Origin of the sequence: Salinibacterium sp. dk2585, assembly GCF_008001035.1 — a bacterium.
In the GTDB taxonomy this organism is placed as follows: domain Bacteria; phylum Actinomycetota; class Actinomycetes; order Actinomycetales; family Microbacteriaceae; genus Homoserinimonas.
This window is the reverse complement of the sequence record NZ_CP042856.1, coordinates 1,397,636-1,411,666: the sequence shown is the minus strand read 5'-3', so window position 1 is coordinate 1,411,666 and position 14,031 is coordinate 1,397,636. Positions and strand designations below refer to the sequence as shown.

Below are 14,031 nucleotides of genomic sequence, written 5' to 3'. Positions count from 1 at the left end.
TGCCGCTCAACGCGAGAACTGTGGAGAACCCATCCCGGAAGAAGCTTGGGGACTGCGTCAGCCGGAGACGACGCCTAGCCACGCTCGCCGGGCGTCCAGTGCCTCCTGAGCCTTCGTGATGCGTGTGGCATCACCGCTGCGCTTCGCATCGTCGAGATCAGCTTCAAGGGCGGCGATGGCCGATTCGAGCTGGGCAGCGAGTCCCTCCGCGCGAGCCTTGCGCTCCGGGTTGTTGCGCTGCCAGTGCTCCTCATCGAGCTTGCGCACGGCTGCTTCGACCTTGCGAAGCCTGTCCTCGATGACCTTGACCTTGGCGCGTGGCACCTTACCGATCTCGTCCCAGCGGCGCTGGATCGAGATGAGGGCTTGGCGTGCCGCATCGCGGTCGGTGGCCTTCAGCAGGGGTTCCGCTTCCGCGAGGAGCGCCTCCTTGCGCACCAGGTTCTCCTCGAACTCCTCGTTGTCTCGCGCGTCAATCTCGGACTTCGCGGCATAGAGGGCGTCGCCCGCAGCCTTGAACTTGGCCCACAGCGCGTCATCGTGCTTCTTGCCGGCACGACCTGCGGCCTTCCAATCGTCAAGGAGTCGGCGGTACTGGGAAATGCCGTCTGCGCCCTGAGCCACAAGACTTTCCGCGGCAGCGACGAGTTCCTGCTTGCGCGCCTTGGCCTGCTTGTGGGTGGCATCCAACTCAGCGAAGAATGCCTTGCGCTCGGTCTCAAGGGTCGAGCGGGCAGTCCTGAACCGCTTCCAAAGCTCGTTGGCCTCGTTCTTGGGCAGCCGGGGGCCGGTCTGCTGGTGGGCCTTCCACCGCGCGAAGACGTCATCGATTGCGGCGCTTGTGTGCTTCCACTGGATCTTGGCGGGATCCTGGGAGGCAAGCCGCTCAGCCTCGTCGACGAGGCCCGCGCGGTAGGCGATGGCGTCCTGCAGGGCAGCCTTCTCCTCGGCCTCCTGCTTCTCGGCGAGTTCACCGACCGCGCCACCGAGAGCCTCGAGCCTGCTCCGCAGGGACGCGAGGTCACCCACGGCGTTCGCAGTCACGACGGTCTGCATCAGCGCGTCGACCGTCTTCGCGACGTCGGCGCCCGGCGCACCACGCTTGATGCGCTGCTCGAGCAACGTCACTTGGCCCGCGAGGTCACTGAACTTGCGTTCGAAGTATGCGAGCGCCTCTTCGGGCGTTCCATCCGGGTACTGGCCGACGGCTCGCTCGCCGTCACCCTCACGGACGAAGACGGTGCCCGTCTCGTCGACGCGACCCCAGGGTGTCTCGTTGTTGTTCGTCAAAGCCTCACCTTGTCGCCGGGGTCGGCCACCTGTGGCCAACCGGCAACAAGCCTATTGCACGACTGCCCCCGGGGGATCAGTTGATGTCGAGGGAGGTAATCGTCGTGGGAACGACCGGCGTGCCGTCGTTCTCGGCGCTCCCGGGGACGACACCCGCATCCGTGATCTCGGAGGCAAGCGCCTCGAGGCCGCCGGTGACCCGACCGAGCACTGTGTAGCCGCCCGCAGCATCCGACGGGATCGTCGTGTCCTCATAGACGATGAAGAACTGGCGACCGTTGCTCTCGGCGTCGCCGGAGGCACGCGCCATCGCAATCGTTCCCTCGGGATAGGAATCATCGGAGGGAGCATTCTCGATCGGTCCGAAGCGGAAGCTCGGGTCGCCGGCGCCCGTGCCGTCGACCGAGCCACACTGGAGCACGAAGAAGCCGTCGTTCGTGAGCCGGTGGCAGGACTTGCCCTCGTAATAGCCGTCGCGCGCGCCCTGTATGACTGCGGCCACCGCCTGCGGTGCTGCACGGCCGTCGAGTTCGATACCGAGTTCGACGTCGTTGAGCGTGAGCGTGCCCGTCCACAGTCGATCCTCCGCCAGATCGGGAGAGGGCACAGCGGAATCGGGGCTTGCGGAGGGCGAGGCGGGCGGCTCTGCTTCGGAAGCACCGGGACCCGCAGTGAAGAACGCGACCTGGGCCGCGACAGCGACGATCACGACCGCGAACGCGACACTCATCGCGATGATGTTGTCGCGGCGTCGCCGTGCGACGCGGTGTTCGTGTACGCCCTGCCGAGCCCGATACAAGCGCAGGCGCTCACGCTCGACGCGGTCCTGCTTCGGGTTGCTCCTATTGCCTGCCAATGGTCCTCCGACTCGCCGAGATTGCCACGAGAACACTAGCCGACGACGTCAGCCCTGGGATCTCGTGTCGGCCGCGCCGCATAGCATTGCAGGCATGAGTGGCGCGCAGGGCCTGTTCTCGGGGTCGACCCCCCTGGCTGTGCGGATGCGCCCTCGAAGCCTCGATGAGGTCGCTGGCCAGTCCCACCTCCTGACGCCTGGCTCACCCTTGGTCTCGCTCGCTTCGTCGTCGGCCGAACAGGGCGCCGTGTCCCTCATCCTCTGGGGGCCGCCCGGTACAGGCAAAACAACGCTGGCGCAGGCGATTGCGCACAGCTCCGGGCGCCGCTTCGTCGAGCTCTCAGCGGTCACAGCCGGCGTCAAAGACGTTCGGGAGGTCATGGAGTCCTCGCTCACCCAGCGCGATCTCTACGGACAGTCGACGGTCCTCTTCCTCGACGAGATCCACCGTTTCACCAAGTCCCAACAGGACGCTCTTCTTCCCGGAGTCGAGAATGGTTGGGTCATCCTGATCGCAGCGACGACCGAGAACCCCTCCTTCTCCGTCGTCGCACCGCTGCTCTCACGTTCGCTCCTCCTCACGCTTCAACCGCTCGGCGATGACGACCTGCGCCTGCTGATAGACCGCGCCATCTCCGACGAACGCGGTCTCGGGGGCCGCTTCGCCCTCGCGGATGACGCTCGTGACGACATCGTGCGGCTCGCCTCGGGCGATGCCCGCCGCGCACTGACTGCCCTCGAAGCGGCGGCCATGTCCGTGGCGGCGTCGTTGGCCCCAGGGGAGGAGAACGATGAGCCCCCGATCATCACGGCGGAGGCTGTGTCACTCGCGGTGGACCGTGCGCTGCTCCGTTATGACCGCAAGGGCGACGAGCATTACGACGTCATCAGCGCATTCATCAAATCCATCCGGGGTTCCGATCCGGATGCCGCGTTGCATTACCTCGCGCGCATGATCGAGGCGGGGGAGGACCCGCGCTTCATCGCGCGCCGCATCATCGTGCACGCGGCGGAGGACATCGGGATGGCGGACCCGCAGGCCCTCGTCGTCGCCACCTCGGCCGCGACAGCCGTCCAGTTGATCGGCATGCCGGAGGGTCGCATCCCTCTCGCCGAGGCCGTCATCTACCTGGCCACGGCACCGAAGTCTCCCAGTGTTATTCGCGGCATCGACGCGGCCATCTCGGATGTGCGCGCCGGCAAGATGGGTCCGGTGCCGAAGCACCTGCGCGATGCCCACTATGCGGGAGCGAAGAAGCTGGGCCACGGTAAGGGCTACGTCTACCCCCACGACTCCTCCTTGGGAGTCGTCGAACAGCAGTACCTTCCCACGACCCTCCGCAAGCGGCGCTACTACGAACCCACGGAGCACGGCAACGAGCGTGACGTGGGTGCACGGCTGCAGAGGCTGCTGCGTATCATCCGCGGCGGGTGATACGATGTCTGGTGCCTACAGTGGGTATTCGTGCACGGCTGCCTCGATACCAACGCTGAAGGGGCTGGTCCTTTAGCCGGACGCCCCGCGGCACACATCCCTCTTCTGAACCGTTCGCAGGCGCATGCCTGCGGATCCACTGTTGAAGACTGATGACTTCTGTATCGAAAGGAAATCGTGTCTACCAAGTCACGTACTCGTAGCAAGACCAAGCTGTCTCGTGCGCTCGGCATCCCGCTGACCCCGAAGGCCGCCAAGGGTTTCGAGAAGCGCCCGTACCCGCCCGGGGAGCACGGCCGCACCAAGCGCAAGACCGACAGCGACTACGCCGTTCGCCTTCGCGAGAAGCAGCGCCTGCGCGCGCAGTACGGCATCCGTGAGGCCCAGCTTCGCATCGCCTTCAACGAGGCACGCCGCACGGAGGGCCTGACGGGTGAGAACCTCGTCGAGCTGCTCGAGATGCGCCTCGACGCGATTCTCGTTCGTGCGGCGATCGCGCGTACGACCGCGCAGGCCCGTCAGATGATCGTGCACCGCCACATCATTGTTGACGGCCAGCGCGTCGACCGTCCCTCCTTCCGCGTGAAGCCCGGCCAGCTCGTCGGCGTTCACCAGCGCAGCGAGGGCATGGAGCCCTTCCAGGTCGCAGCCGCCGGCGGTCACGTCGACCTCCTGCCGAAGACCCCGCCGTACCTCGAGGTCGAGCTCGACAAGCTCCAGGTTCGTCTCGTGCGTCGCCCCAAGCGGGCCGAGGTTCCCGTGACCTGTGAGGTCCAGCTCGTCGTCGAGTACTACGCAGCGCGCTAGTCCTCGAATCTGTCGGAAGCGGGTCGCCTGTGGCGGCCCGCTTTCGTCGTCCCGGTAAGCTTGCGGGGATGTGACCGGCGCGTACACCCGTTCGGCGCCATCCTCCACGAAACGTAGCCAGGAGACAGGCATGAAGAATCTCGCGATGCTCATCATCGGCGTCGGCATTGGTTTTGTCGCCGCCCACCAGATCAACAAGACGCCTGAGGGCCGTCGCTTCTTCGAAGAGGTCGACAGCAGGGTGGGGGAGTTCACCGGCGCTGTCGTCGACGGCTACCGTTCCCGCGAGGCCGAGCTTCGGGCTGCCGTCGCTGAGGCGGAAGAAACCATCGCCGACCTGAAGCGCGCTCAGGCCTGACGCCATCCATCTGACCCACTCTCAAGCAACAGGACCCAATGCAGACCGCTGAACTCCGTCAACGCTGGCTCGACTACTTCGGCACACGAGGCCACACGGTCGTGCCCTCGGCATCGCTTGTCAGCGATGATCCAACGCTCATGTTCACGGTCGCGGGCATGGTTCCGTTCATCCCGTACCTCTCAGGACTCATCCCGGCGCCCTATCCTCGCGCGACGAGTGTGCAGAAGTGCATCCGTACCCTCGACATCGAGGAGGTCGGAAAGACGACGCGACACGGCACCTTCTTCCAGATGGCGGGCAACTTCTCCTTCGGCGACTACTTCAAGGAACAGGCCATCACCTACGCGTGGGACCTGCTGACGACGAGCGAGTCCGACGGCGGTTACGGCTTCGAGGAGCGCGACCTCTGGGTCACGGTGTACGAGGACGACGACGAGGCCATTGAGCTCTGGAAGCGCATCGCCGGACTTCCCGAGTCGCGCATCCAGCGCCTCGGCAAGGCCGACAATTACTGGCACACCGGGCAGCCCGGCCCCGGTGGACCATGCTCTGAGATCTACTTTGACCGCGGTCCGAAGTACGGCGCCGAGGGTGGTCCCGCCGTCGACGATTCCCGGTATCTCGAGATCTGGAACCTCGTGTTCATGCAGTACCTGCTCGACGATGTCAGGTCGAAGACCGACTTCCGCGTGGTGCGTGAACTTCCCAAGAAGAACATCGACACGGGCCTCGGCATCGAGCGCGTCGCGTTCCTGAAGCAGGGCGTCGAGAACATGTACGAGATCGACCAGGTTCGTCCTGTGCTCGATCGCGCCGCCGAACTCTCCGGGCGCCGCTACGGCGCCTCACACGACGACGACGTGCGGATGCGCGTGGTGGCCGATCACGTGCGCTCTGCGCTCATGCTGATGGCCGATGGCGTGACACCGTCGAACGAGGGTCGCGGTTACATCCTGCGCCGGCTGCTTCGTCGCTCGGTTCGGGCCATGCGACTCCTTGGAGTCGACACGGCGACGTTCCCCGAACTCTTCACGAGTTCGCGCGACGCGATGCGCACGGCCTACCCCGAGGTGGAGACGAACTACGACCGGATCTCGCGCCTCGCATACGCCGAGGAGGAGAACTTCCTCGGCACGCTCGCGAGCGGCACGAGCATCCTCGACCTCGCGGTCACCAAGACACGCGAGCAGGGCGCAGCGCAGCTTCCCGGTGACACGGCGTTCCTCCTCCACGACACCTTCGGCTTCCCGATCGATCTCACGCTCGAAATGGCGGAGGAAGCCGGCCTGAGCGTGGACCGCGCCGCATTCGATGCCCTCATGACGGAGCAGCGCACGAAGGCGAAGGCCGACGCGAAGGCGAAGAAGACCGCTCTCGCCGACCTGTCGGTCTACAGCGATTTCCGTGCAATGGGCGAGACGATCTTCACGGGGTATGACTATCTCGAGACCGAGACGCGCGTGCTCGGCATCATCGTCGATGGACAGTCCGTCACCAAGGCAGTGTCAGGCCAGACGGCCGAGGTCATCCTGGCTGAGACCTCCCTCTACGCGGAGTCCGGCGGTCAGGAGGCGGATGCGGGCACGATCGTTGGCGCGGGCTTCGAGCTCGACGTCGCCGACGTGCAGAAGCCCGTCAAGGGGCTCGTGAGCCACCGCGTCGTCGTGCGCTCTGGCGAGGTCGCTGTCGACGATGCCGCCACGACGCTCGTCGATGCCGAGTGGCGTCGCGGCGCGACCCAGGCCCACTCGGCGACCCACCTCGTGCACGCCGCGCTCCGTGACGTGCTGGGCCCGGATGCGCACCAGTCCGGCTCCTACAACAAGGCCGGCTACATGCGACTCGACTTCGGCTGGAACAAGGCCCTCTCGCCCGAGACTCGGAGCGAGATCGAGGAGATCACGAACATCGCGATCCGTAAGGACCTCGAAGTCGAGACTCGGCTCATGCCCCTCGACGAGGCGAAGGCGCTCGGCGCGATGGCCCTCTTCGGCGAGAAGTATGGCGAGACGGTCCGCGTGGTCGACATCGGCGGACCGTGGTCGCGCGAGCTCTGCGCCGGCACCCACGTCTCGAGCTCGGCGCAGATCGGTCTCATCAACCTGGTGAGCGAGTCGTCGGTCGGTTCGACGAATCGTCGGGTGGAGGCCCTCGTGGGCATCGATGCCTTCCGTGAGCTCGCGACCGAGCGGGCAATCGTCTCCCAGCTGACTTCGAACCTCAAGACACCGCGGGAGCAGCTTCCCGAGAAGGTTGCCGACCTCATCGCGTCGCTCAAGGCAGCTGAGAAGCGAATAGCGGAGTTCGAGTCAGCCGCCCTCGCGCAGCGAGTTCCCGCGCTGGCGGAGACCGCGTATCGGCACGGGGCCCTCCTGGTCGTCACGGAGGACATCGGCACGCTGGGCTCCGCTGACGACCTGCGCAGCCTCGTCGGTTCCGTCCGCGGACGTCTCGGAAACGACGCCGCGGTCATCGCCCTGGCAGCTCGTGTGAACGGCAAGCCAGCCGTCATCGTCGCTGCGAACGAGGCTGCGAGGCAGCAGGGCGTCAGGGCAGGCGCGCTGGCCAAGTCCGCAGCCACGGTGCTCGGCGGTGGTGGTGGCGGCAAGGACGACCTGGCGCAGGGCGGCGGCACGGATGTCGCGGCGATCGGTGCTGCCCTCGAGGCCGTCGTCCAGGGCCTGCCCCACTGAGCATGCGTTCGGGCGTTCGCATCGGGGTCGACGTGGGTCGGGTGCGCATCGGCGTCGCCCGGAGTGACCTCCACGGCGTGCTGGCAACCCCCGTCGAGACCCTCCCTCGCGGTGCCGGTGACGTCGCCGCGATCGTCGCGCTGGCGAAGGAACTCGAGGCAGTCGAGGTGGTCGTCGGACTGCCCCTGTCGCTTTCGGGAGCGAGCACGGCATCCACCGATGACGCGCGCGCGTTCGCGGGACAACTCGCTACTGCGGGCCTCAGCGTACGACTCGTCGACGAGCGCCTGTCCACTGTGTCTGCGCAGCACGCGCTACGCGCGAATGGTCGCACGACGAAGAACTCGCGCAAGGTCGTGGATCAGGTAGCGGCCGTTATAATCCTGCAGCATGCCCTCGACGCCGAACGATCCAGGGGAGACGCCCCGGGAACCGCGGTCGACCCCCACGAAGGACCCGACGATGCCATTGGACGATGACGCCCGCGAATCCGGTCGTACCCGCACCGACGAGCCGGATTGGGATTCGATCTTCGCTTCGCAGCCCGAGCCATCGCCTGGCGCAGCGACCGAGCATCGGATGAGTCCGGCTCGCGACACGCCTCCGCCGCGTCGCAGGGCACGCCGCGCATCGGGCGGTTCATCATCCGGTGGCGGCAAGCGCTGGATCGCCTGGCTGGTTGCACTTCTTGTTGTCCTGGGCATCGGCGGCGGCGCCGTCGCATTCGTGTGGCTCAACTTCGAGGACCAGGTTCGCAAGGTCATGGGATGGGAGATCCCTCCGGCGGACTACGAGGGTGCAGGCACGGGCGAGACAACAATCGTGATCAAGCCCGGCGACACCGGGGGCGATGTCGCCAACGCCCTGCTCGAGGCCGACGTGATCGCGAGCTATGAGGCCTTCTGGGCGCTTCTCCTCAAGGAGGAACCCCAGTTCCACCCAGGCAACTACATGCTCGCGGAGAAGATGAGCTCCCGCGCGGCGCTCGACGCCCTGCTCGATCCCGCGAACCGTGTCGAGAACACCGCCCTCATCCGGGAGGGCCTCAGCGCCGATCAGGCCTTCGACCTCTTGGCGGCCGCGACGGGCATCCCGGTCGAAGAGTTCGAGGCAGTGACTGCTGATCCGACGGCGTTCGGGGTCCCGGCCGAGGCAATCAACATCGAGGGATATCTCTTCCCGGCTCGCTACACGTTCGACCCAGGGGTGGACGCCACGACCGTCATCTCGACCCTTGTGAACCGCACCTTCCAGTCGCTCGATCAGGCTGGAGTGCCAGCCGAAGACAGGCACAGGGTGCTCACGATCGCCTCGCTCATCCAGCGTGAGGCAGGGAGTAACCAGGATGACTTCTACAAGGTCTCTCGCGTCATCCAGAACCGCATCGAGCAGGGGATGAAGCTCCAGTTCGATTCGACCTCGCACTACGGCTACGCCTGGGCGCACGGCGAGCGGCAGGAGGGCGGTGTGTTCAGCACCCGCGAAGAGCTCGACGACGACAACCCCTACAACACCTACTACCACACGGGTCTGCCGCCCGGTCCGATCTCGGCAGCGGGAGACCTCGCGATCGATGCGGCGATGCACCCCGTCGATGGGCCGTGGCTCTACTTCGTGGCGGTGAACCTCGACACGGGCGAGACCGAGTTCAACGAGACATCCGCTGGGCACTCGGCCTCCGTGAAGAAGATGCAGGATTGGTGCAGGTCGACGGGAAGCCCGAACTGTGACTGATGACCGCCGACTGGCGGTACTCGGGAGTCCCATCGCTCACTCCCTGTCGCCCCTGCTCCACACGGCCGCCTACGAGCACCTCGGGCTGAGTTGGCGCTACGACCGCATTGAGATGACCGGTGCGGGACTGCAGGACTTCCTCTCGGGGCTCGGCCCCGAATGGCGTGGCCTGTCGTTGACGATGCCGGTCAAGCACGACGTGATCCCTCTCCTGGATGAGCGGCATCCGCTCGTCGAACTCACGGGCGCCTGCAACACAGCGCTGCTCGAGGAGGGAAGGCTGACGGGGTTCAATACGGATGTCCACGGCGTCGTGATGGCGTTTCGCGAAGCCGGCGTGCAGGGCCTTGAGCACGTGCACGTGCTCGGTGGTGGCGCCACGGCCGCCTCCGCGATCGCGGCAGCGTCAATGCTCGGCGCCACGCGCGTCACTGTCGCGGTGCGCACGCCGAGTCGGGCGCTGCACCTCGCCGAGCTCGCTGCTTCGCTCCACCTGCAACTCGATGTCCATGCGCTGGCGGATGGAGCGCCCGGCTCCCCGGATGCCGTCATCAGCACGCTCCCGAATGGCACGGTCTTCGACAACGACAGCAACGGCTTCAGTGAACAGCTCAGGCGCTCTGCCGTCTTGTTCGACGTCGCCTACGACCCTTGGCCGAGCGCGCTTGCGGCGTCATGGAGTGCCGCTGGCGGCCGTGTGATCTCCGGTTTCGAGATGTTGCTCCACCAGGCCGTGATGCAGGTGCGCATCTTCGCCGGCACGGGCGCTGAGGTGCCGCTCCCCGATGAGGACACGATCGTCGAGATCATGCGCGCTTCTGTCGCGCGCGCCGTCTGAGCCCAGCCGAACGGCGAGGGGGGCCCCGCCACTGTGGGAAGATCGTGTACATGCTTCGTTGGTTGACCGCTGGGGAATCCCATGGGCCCGAACTGCTCGCAATCCTTGAAGGGATGCCGGCGGGGGTGCCCGTCTCGCTCGATGACATCCGGGCCGATCTCGCCCGTCGCAAGCTGGGCTACGGCCGCGGCGCGCGCATGAAGTTCGAGGAAGACGAGTTGACGATCTCCGGCGGCGTTCGCTTCGGCGCCACCATGGGGAGCCCTGTCGCGCTCCGGATCGGCAATACGGAGTGGCCGCGCTGGGTCGACGTGATGAGCGCTTCGCCCGTGGACCCGGCAACCCTGCCGAAGGGACGCGGCGCACCCCTCACACGGCCCCGCCCCGGACACGCCGACCTCGTCGGCATGCAGAAGTACCACTTTCCCGAGGCTCGCAACGTGCTCGAGCGCGCGAGCGCGCGGGAGACCGCCGCGCGTGTCGCGCTCGGAGCGGTCGCTCGCAAGTTCCTTGCCGAGCTTGGCGTCGAGCTCGTCGCCCACACGCTCGCGATCGGTACGGTGCGCGTTCCCGAGGGATCGCCACTTCCCGCGGCGGCGGACGTCAACGTTCTCGATGCAGACCCCCTGCGCTGTTTCGACCCGGCGACCTCGGCTCGCATGGTCGAGGAGGTTGACAGGGCGCATGACGATGGCGACACGCTTGGCGGCGTCGTCGAGGTGCTCGCCTACGGCCTGCCCCCGGGACTCGGATCGTATGTGCACTGGGACCGTCGCCTCGACGCCCAGCTCGCCGGCGCCATCATGGGCATCCAGGCCATCAAGGGTGTTGAGATCGGCGACGGCTTCACCACGAGCACACGGCGCGGCTCCGAGGCCCACGACGAGCTCTTCCAGGCAGCCGCCGGCATCACGCGGGCAAGCGACCGCGCGGGCGGCACGGAGGGCGGCATGTCGACCGGCACTGTCCTGCGCGTGCGCGCGGGAATGAAGCCGATCGCAACCGTGCCGCACGCCCTGCGCACGGTGGACGTCGAGACGGGGGATGCCGCCGGGGCTCACCACCAGCGTTCCGACGTGTGCGCTGTTCCCGCATCCGGTGTCGTTGCGGAGGCCATGGTCGCCCTCGTGCTGGCCAATGCCATGCTCGAGAAGTTCGGTGGGGATTCGGTCGCCGAGACGCGACGCAATCGCGACGCGTACCTCGCCGCAATCCCGCAGAGCCTGCTCACCGCACACGAATCGGACCCGACCCTGTCGTGACCGAGGCACTCCTGCCAGAACCGATCGTCACCTTCGTCGGCGCCCCCGGCTCGGGCAAGACGAAGGTGGGCAAACGCGTGGCCCGCTTACTCGGCGTCCCCTTCATCGATACCGACAAGAGGATCGTCGCGGAGCACGGCCCCATCGCCGACATCTTCGAACAGCACGGCGAGCCGTACTTCCGTCGGCTCGAGCGCGCTGCCGTGGCGGCAGCGCTGGGGGAGCATGCCGTGCTCTCCTTGGGCGGGGGCGCAGTCATCGACCCCGACACAAGGGCTGACCTCGCGCAGCGCCGAGTTGTCAGGCTCACCGTGAGCGCGGAGGCCGTCGCAACTCGGATCACGGGCGGCAAACGTCCGCTCCTCGGCGCAGGCGTCGAAGCGTGGAAGTCTCTCGTGGAGTCACGCCAGCCCTTCTACGAAGCCGTCACGACCCGATCATGGGATACCTCCGCGCGTCCCATCGACCTCATCGCCGAGGAGATCGCCTCGTGGGTCTCGCACGAGTCCGGTATTCCCCTCGCACGCGCATCCGAGCAGAAAGGCTCCCTGTGAGCATCACCACGATCCCGGTCACGGGAACCTCGCCCTACGACGTGCTCGTCGGCCGGGACATCCTCGGCTCCCTGCCGGAGCTCATCGGTGCTGACGCCCGCAAGGTGCTGATCGTCCATCCGCCGACGCTGGGCGCGCGCGCCGCCGCGCTCCGGGAGTCGCTCCTCGACCGCTATGAGGTGCTCCTTGCCGAGATTCCGGATGCTGAGGCGGGCAAGCGCATCGAGGTCGCGGCATTCTGCTGGCAGGTCTTGGGGCAGTCCGACTTCACTCGCTCCGACGTGGTCGTCGGCTTCGGCGGCGGTGCTGTGACAGACCTCGCCGGTTTCGTCGCGGCAACCTGGCTTCGCGGTGTGCGGCTCGTGCAGGTCCCGACGACGCTACTCGGCATGGTCGACGCCGCGATCGGCGGAAAGACCGGCATCAACACGAACGAGGGCAAGAACCTCGTCGGCTCCTTCTACGCGCCCGCTGGCGTGCTCGTCGACCTCGAGGTACTCGACAAGCTGAGCAGAATGGAGATCCTCGCGGGCTTCGGCGAGGTCGTGAAGTACGGCTTTATCGCCGAGCCCGAGATCCTCGACATCATCGAGCGGGACGTGGATGTCGCGACTGACCCGACGACGGAGGAGTTCCGTCGCCTCGTGGAGTTGTCGATCGGCATCAAGGCGCGGGTCGTGAGCGACGACTTCACGGAACAGGGCCAGCGCGAGATCCTCAACTACGGCCACACGCTCGGCCACGCCGTCGAGTATGCCGAGCGCTTCCAGTGGCGCCACGGGGCCGCCGTCGCCGTCGGCATGATGTTCGCTGCTGAGCTCGCTCGCCTGAGCGGCAGGCTCTCGGACGAGGTCGTCGACCGGCACCGTCGCATCCTCGAATCCCTCCAGCTGCCGACCACCTACCCGGCGGGTCGCTGGAACAGCCTCTTCGCGGTCATGAAGCGCGACAAGAAGGCCCGCGGCGACCTCTTGCGGTTCATCATCCTCGACGACGTCGGGCGCCCAACGGTGCTCGCGGGTCCCGACCAGAGCCTGCTCTTCGCCGCGTACCAGGAGATCGGGGTCTAGCCCCGTCATTCGTTGTCGGCCAGCTGGAACCGCTAAACTCTCCCTCCGGCACAACTGCCACGTCTCTTCCGGCCCTGCGCGCCGGTCCATGTCCCGATCGAACGGATTCTCTCCTCATGGCCACAACCGCTGACATCAAGAACGGCGTCGTCATCAAGATTGACGGCCAGCTCTGGACGGTCATCGACTTCCAGCACGTCAAGCCCGGCAAGGGTGGCGCCTTCGTCCGCACGAAGATGAAGAACGTCGTGACCGGCAAGACCGTCGACAAGACCTACAACGCGGGCACGAAGATCGAGGTCGAGAACGTCGACCGCCGCGACTTCACCTACCTCTACGCGGATGGCGACTCCTTCGTCTTCATGGACTCGACGGACTACGACCAGATCACGATCTCCGACGCGATCGTCGGTGACGCGAAGAACTTCATGCTGGAGAACCAGCCGGTCACGATCGCCCTCAACAACGGCAACCCGCTCTACATCGACCTGCCGGCATCCGTCGTGCTCGAGGTCACCTACACCGAGCCCGGCCTCCAGGGTGACCGCTCGACCGGCGGCACGAAGCCCGCGACGGTCGAGACCGGCTACGAGATCCAGGTTCCCCTGTTCCTCGAGGCGGGCACGAAGGTCAAGGTCGACACTCGCACGGGTGACTACCTGGGCCGCGTCAACGACTAGTGAGCGCCCGCACCAAGGCACGCAAGCGTGCCCTCGACCTGCTGTACGGCGCTGACCTGCGCGAGATTTCCCTCAACAACGCGATCGCCGTCGAATCGGAACGTGCCGCGGCCGAACCCGCTCGGCAGGAGTCGTGGCGCTACGCCCTCCAGATCGTGACGGGCATCGCGGAGCACGGCGACGAGATCGACGAACTGATCGAGACTTACGCGCAGGGGTGGACGATCGACCGGATGCCCGTGCTCGACCGCGCACTGGTGCGCATCGGCATCTGGGAGATCATGTTCAACGACGAGGTTCCGGATGCTGTCGCGATCTCCGAGGCAGTCAAGCTGGCAGGCGAGCTCAGCACCGACGACTCGGCCGGCTTCGTGAACGGCCTCCTGGGGCGCATCGCGAGCGTGCACGGGGCCTGAAGCACCGCCCGCGGGGGATACGTGGCGGCATCTCG

Annotated in this window: 14 protein-coding genes; 12 read left to right on the top strand and 2 right to left on the bottom strand. The window is 66.5% G+C overall.

Going from position 1 to position 14,031, the window contains the following annotated elements; translation table 11 throughout:
- Positions 1–57 precede the first annotated feature (57 nt).
- Together FVA74_RS06625 and FVA74_RS06620 are read right to left on the bottom strand one after the other, a co-directional pair.
- Complete coding sequence (locus tag FVA74_RS06625) at positions 58–1,290, bottom strand: DUF349 domain-containing protein (RefSeq protein ID WP_147721287.1); 1,233 nt, start codon at positions 1,288–1,290, stop codon at positions 58–60.
- Positions 1,291–1,366: 76 nt separating this feature from the next.
- A complete protein-coding gene (locus tag FVA74_RS06620) occupies positions 1,367–2,146 on the bottom strand; it encodes a peptidylprolyl isomerase (RefSeq protein WP_240792336.1) in 780 nt (259 codons plus the stop codon).
- A gap of 94 nt (positions 2,147–2,240) precedes the next feature.
- Between FVA74_RS06620 and FVA74_RS06615 the strand changes: the two genes are divergently transcribed.
- From FVA74_RS06615 to nusB, 12 genes are all read left to right on the top strand, one after another.
- Complete coding sequence (locus FVA74_RS06615) at positions 2,241–3,581, top strand: replication-associated recombination protein A (protein WP_147721286.1); 1,341 nt, start codon at positions 2,241–2,243, stop codon at positions 3,579–3,581.
- A 177-nt stretch (positions 3,582–3,758) separates the two neighbouring features.
- A complete protein-coding gene (gene rpsD / locus FVA74_RS06610; RefSeq protein WP_147721285.1) occupies positions 3,759–4,388 on the top strand; it encodes a 30S ribosomal protein S4 in 630 nt (209 codons plus the stop codon).
- 130 nt (positions 4,389–4,518) lie between these two features.
- Positions 4,519–4,746, top strand: coding sequence for a M15 family metallopeptidase (locus tag FVA74_RS06605; RefSeq protein ID WP_147721284.1), 228 nt, complete (start codon positions 4,519–4,521; stop codon positions 4,744–4,746).
- Positions 4,747–4,784: 38 nt separating this feature from the next.
- Complete coding sequence (gene alaS / locus FVA74_RS06600) at positions 4,785–7,442, top strand: alanine--tRNA ligase (protein ID WP_147721283.1); 2,658 nt, start codon at positions 4,785–4,787, stop codon at positions 7,440–7,442.
- A 2-nt stretch (positions 7,443–7,444) separates the two neighbouring features.
- Positions 7,445–7,921 carry a Holliday junction resolvase RuvX gene (gene ruvX, locus FVA74_RS06595; RefSeq protein WP_147721282.1) on the top strand — a complete coding sequence of 159 codons (477 nt, stop codon included), beginning with the start codon at positions 7,445–7,447 and terminating at the stop codon, positions 7,919–7,921.
- Entirely contained in the window at positions 7,905–9,176 is a 1,272-nt protein-coding gene (gene mltG / locus FVA74_RS06590) for an endolytic transglycosylase MltG (RefSeq protein ID WP_168220078.1), read from the top strand. The genes ruvX and mltG overlap by 17 nt, the downstream gene beginning before the upstream one ends.
- Positions 9,169–10,014, top strand: a complete 846-nt coding sequence (locus FVA74_RS06585; protein ID WP_147721280.1) for a shikimate dehydrogenase — start codon at positions 9,169–9,171, stop codon at positions 10,012–10,014. Before mltG ends, FVA74_RS06585 begins: the two co-directional genes overlap by 8 nt.
- 50 nt (positions 10,015–10,064) lie before the next feature.
- Positions 10,065–11,276, top strand: a complete 1,212-nt coding sequence (gene aroC, locus FVA74_RS06580) for a chorismate synthase (RefSeq protein ID WP_147723101.1) — start codon at positions 10,065–10,067, stop codon at positions 11,274–11,276.
- Positions 11,273–11,830: a shikimate kinase gene (locus FVA74_RS06575; protein ID WP_240792335.1), complete on the top strand. Its 558-nt coding sequence runs from the start codon at positions 11,273–11,275 to the stop codon at positions 11,828–11,830. Before aroC ends, FVA74_RS06575 begins: the two co-directional genes overlap by 4 nt.
- Positions 11,827–12,900, top strand: a complete 1,074-nt coding sequence (gene aroB, locus FVA74_RS06570; protein ID WP_240792334.1) for a 3-dehydroquinate synthase — start codon at positions 11,827–11,829, stop codon at positions 12,898–12,900. The genes FVA74_RS06575 and aroB overlap by 4 nt, the downstream gene beginning before the upstream one ends.
- A 116-nt stretch (positions 12,901–13,016) precedes the next feature.
- On the top strand, positions 13,017–13,580 hold the full coding sequence (gene efp, locus FVA74_RS06565; protein ID WP_147721278.1) for an elongation factor P: 564 nt from the start codon (positions 13,017–13,019) through the stop codon (positions 13,578–13,580).
- Positions 13,580–13,996 (top strand): transcription antitermination factor NusB, encoded by a 417-nt coding sequence (gene nusB / locus FVA74_RS06560; protein WP_147721277.1) that lies wholly within the window; start codon positions 13,580–13,582, stop codon positions 13,994–13,996. The genes efp and nusB overlap by 1 nt, the downstream gene beginning before the upstream one ends.
- Positions 13,997–14,031 lie beyond the last annotated feature (35 nt).

Coding starts and splice junctions, on each gene's coding strand:
- FVA74_RS06615 (WP_147721286.1), top strand. CDS start 2,241: ATGAGTGGCGCGCAGGGCCTGTTCTCGGGGTCGACCCCCCTGGCTGTG.
- FVA74_RS06605 (WP_147721284.1), top strand. CDS start 4,519: ATGAAGAATCTCGCGATGCTCATCATCGGCGTCGGCATTGGTTTTGTC.
- alaS (WP_147721283.1), top strand. CDS start 4,785: ATGCAGACCGCTGAACTCCGTCAACGCTGGCTCGACTACTTCGGCACA.
- ruvX (WP_147721282.1), top strand. CDS start 7,445: ATGCGTTCGGGCGTTCGCATCGGGGTCGACGTGGGTCGGGTGCGCATC.
- mltG (WP_168220078.1), top strand. CDS start 7,905: ATGCCATTGGACGATGACGCCCGCGAATCCGGTCGTACCCGCACCGAC.
- aroC (WP_147723101.1), top strand. CDS start 10,065: ATGCTTCGTTGGTTGACCGCTGGGGAATCCCATGGGCCCGAACTGCTC.
- efp (WP_147721278.1), top strand. CDS start 13,017: ATGGCCACAACCGCTGACATCAAGAACGGCGTCGTCATCAAGATTGAC.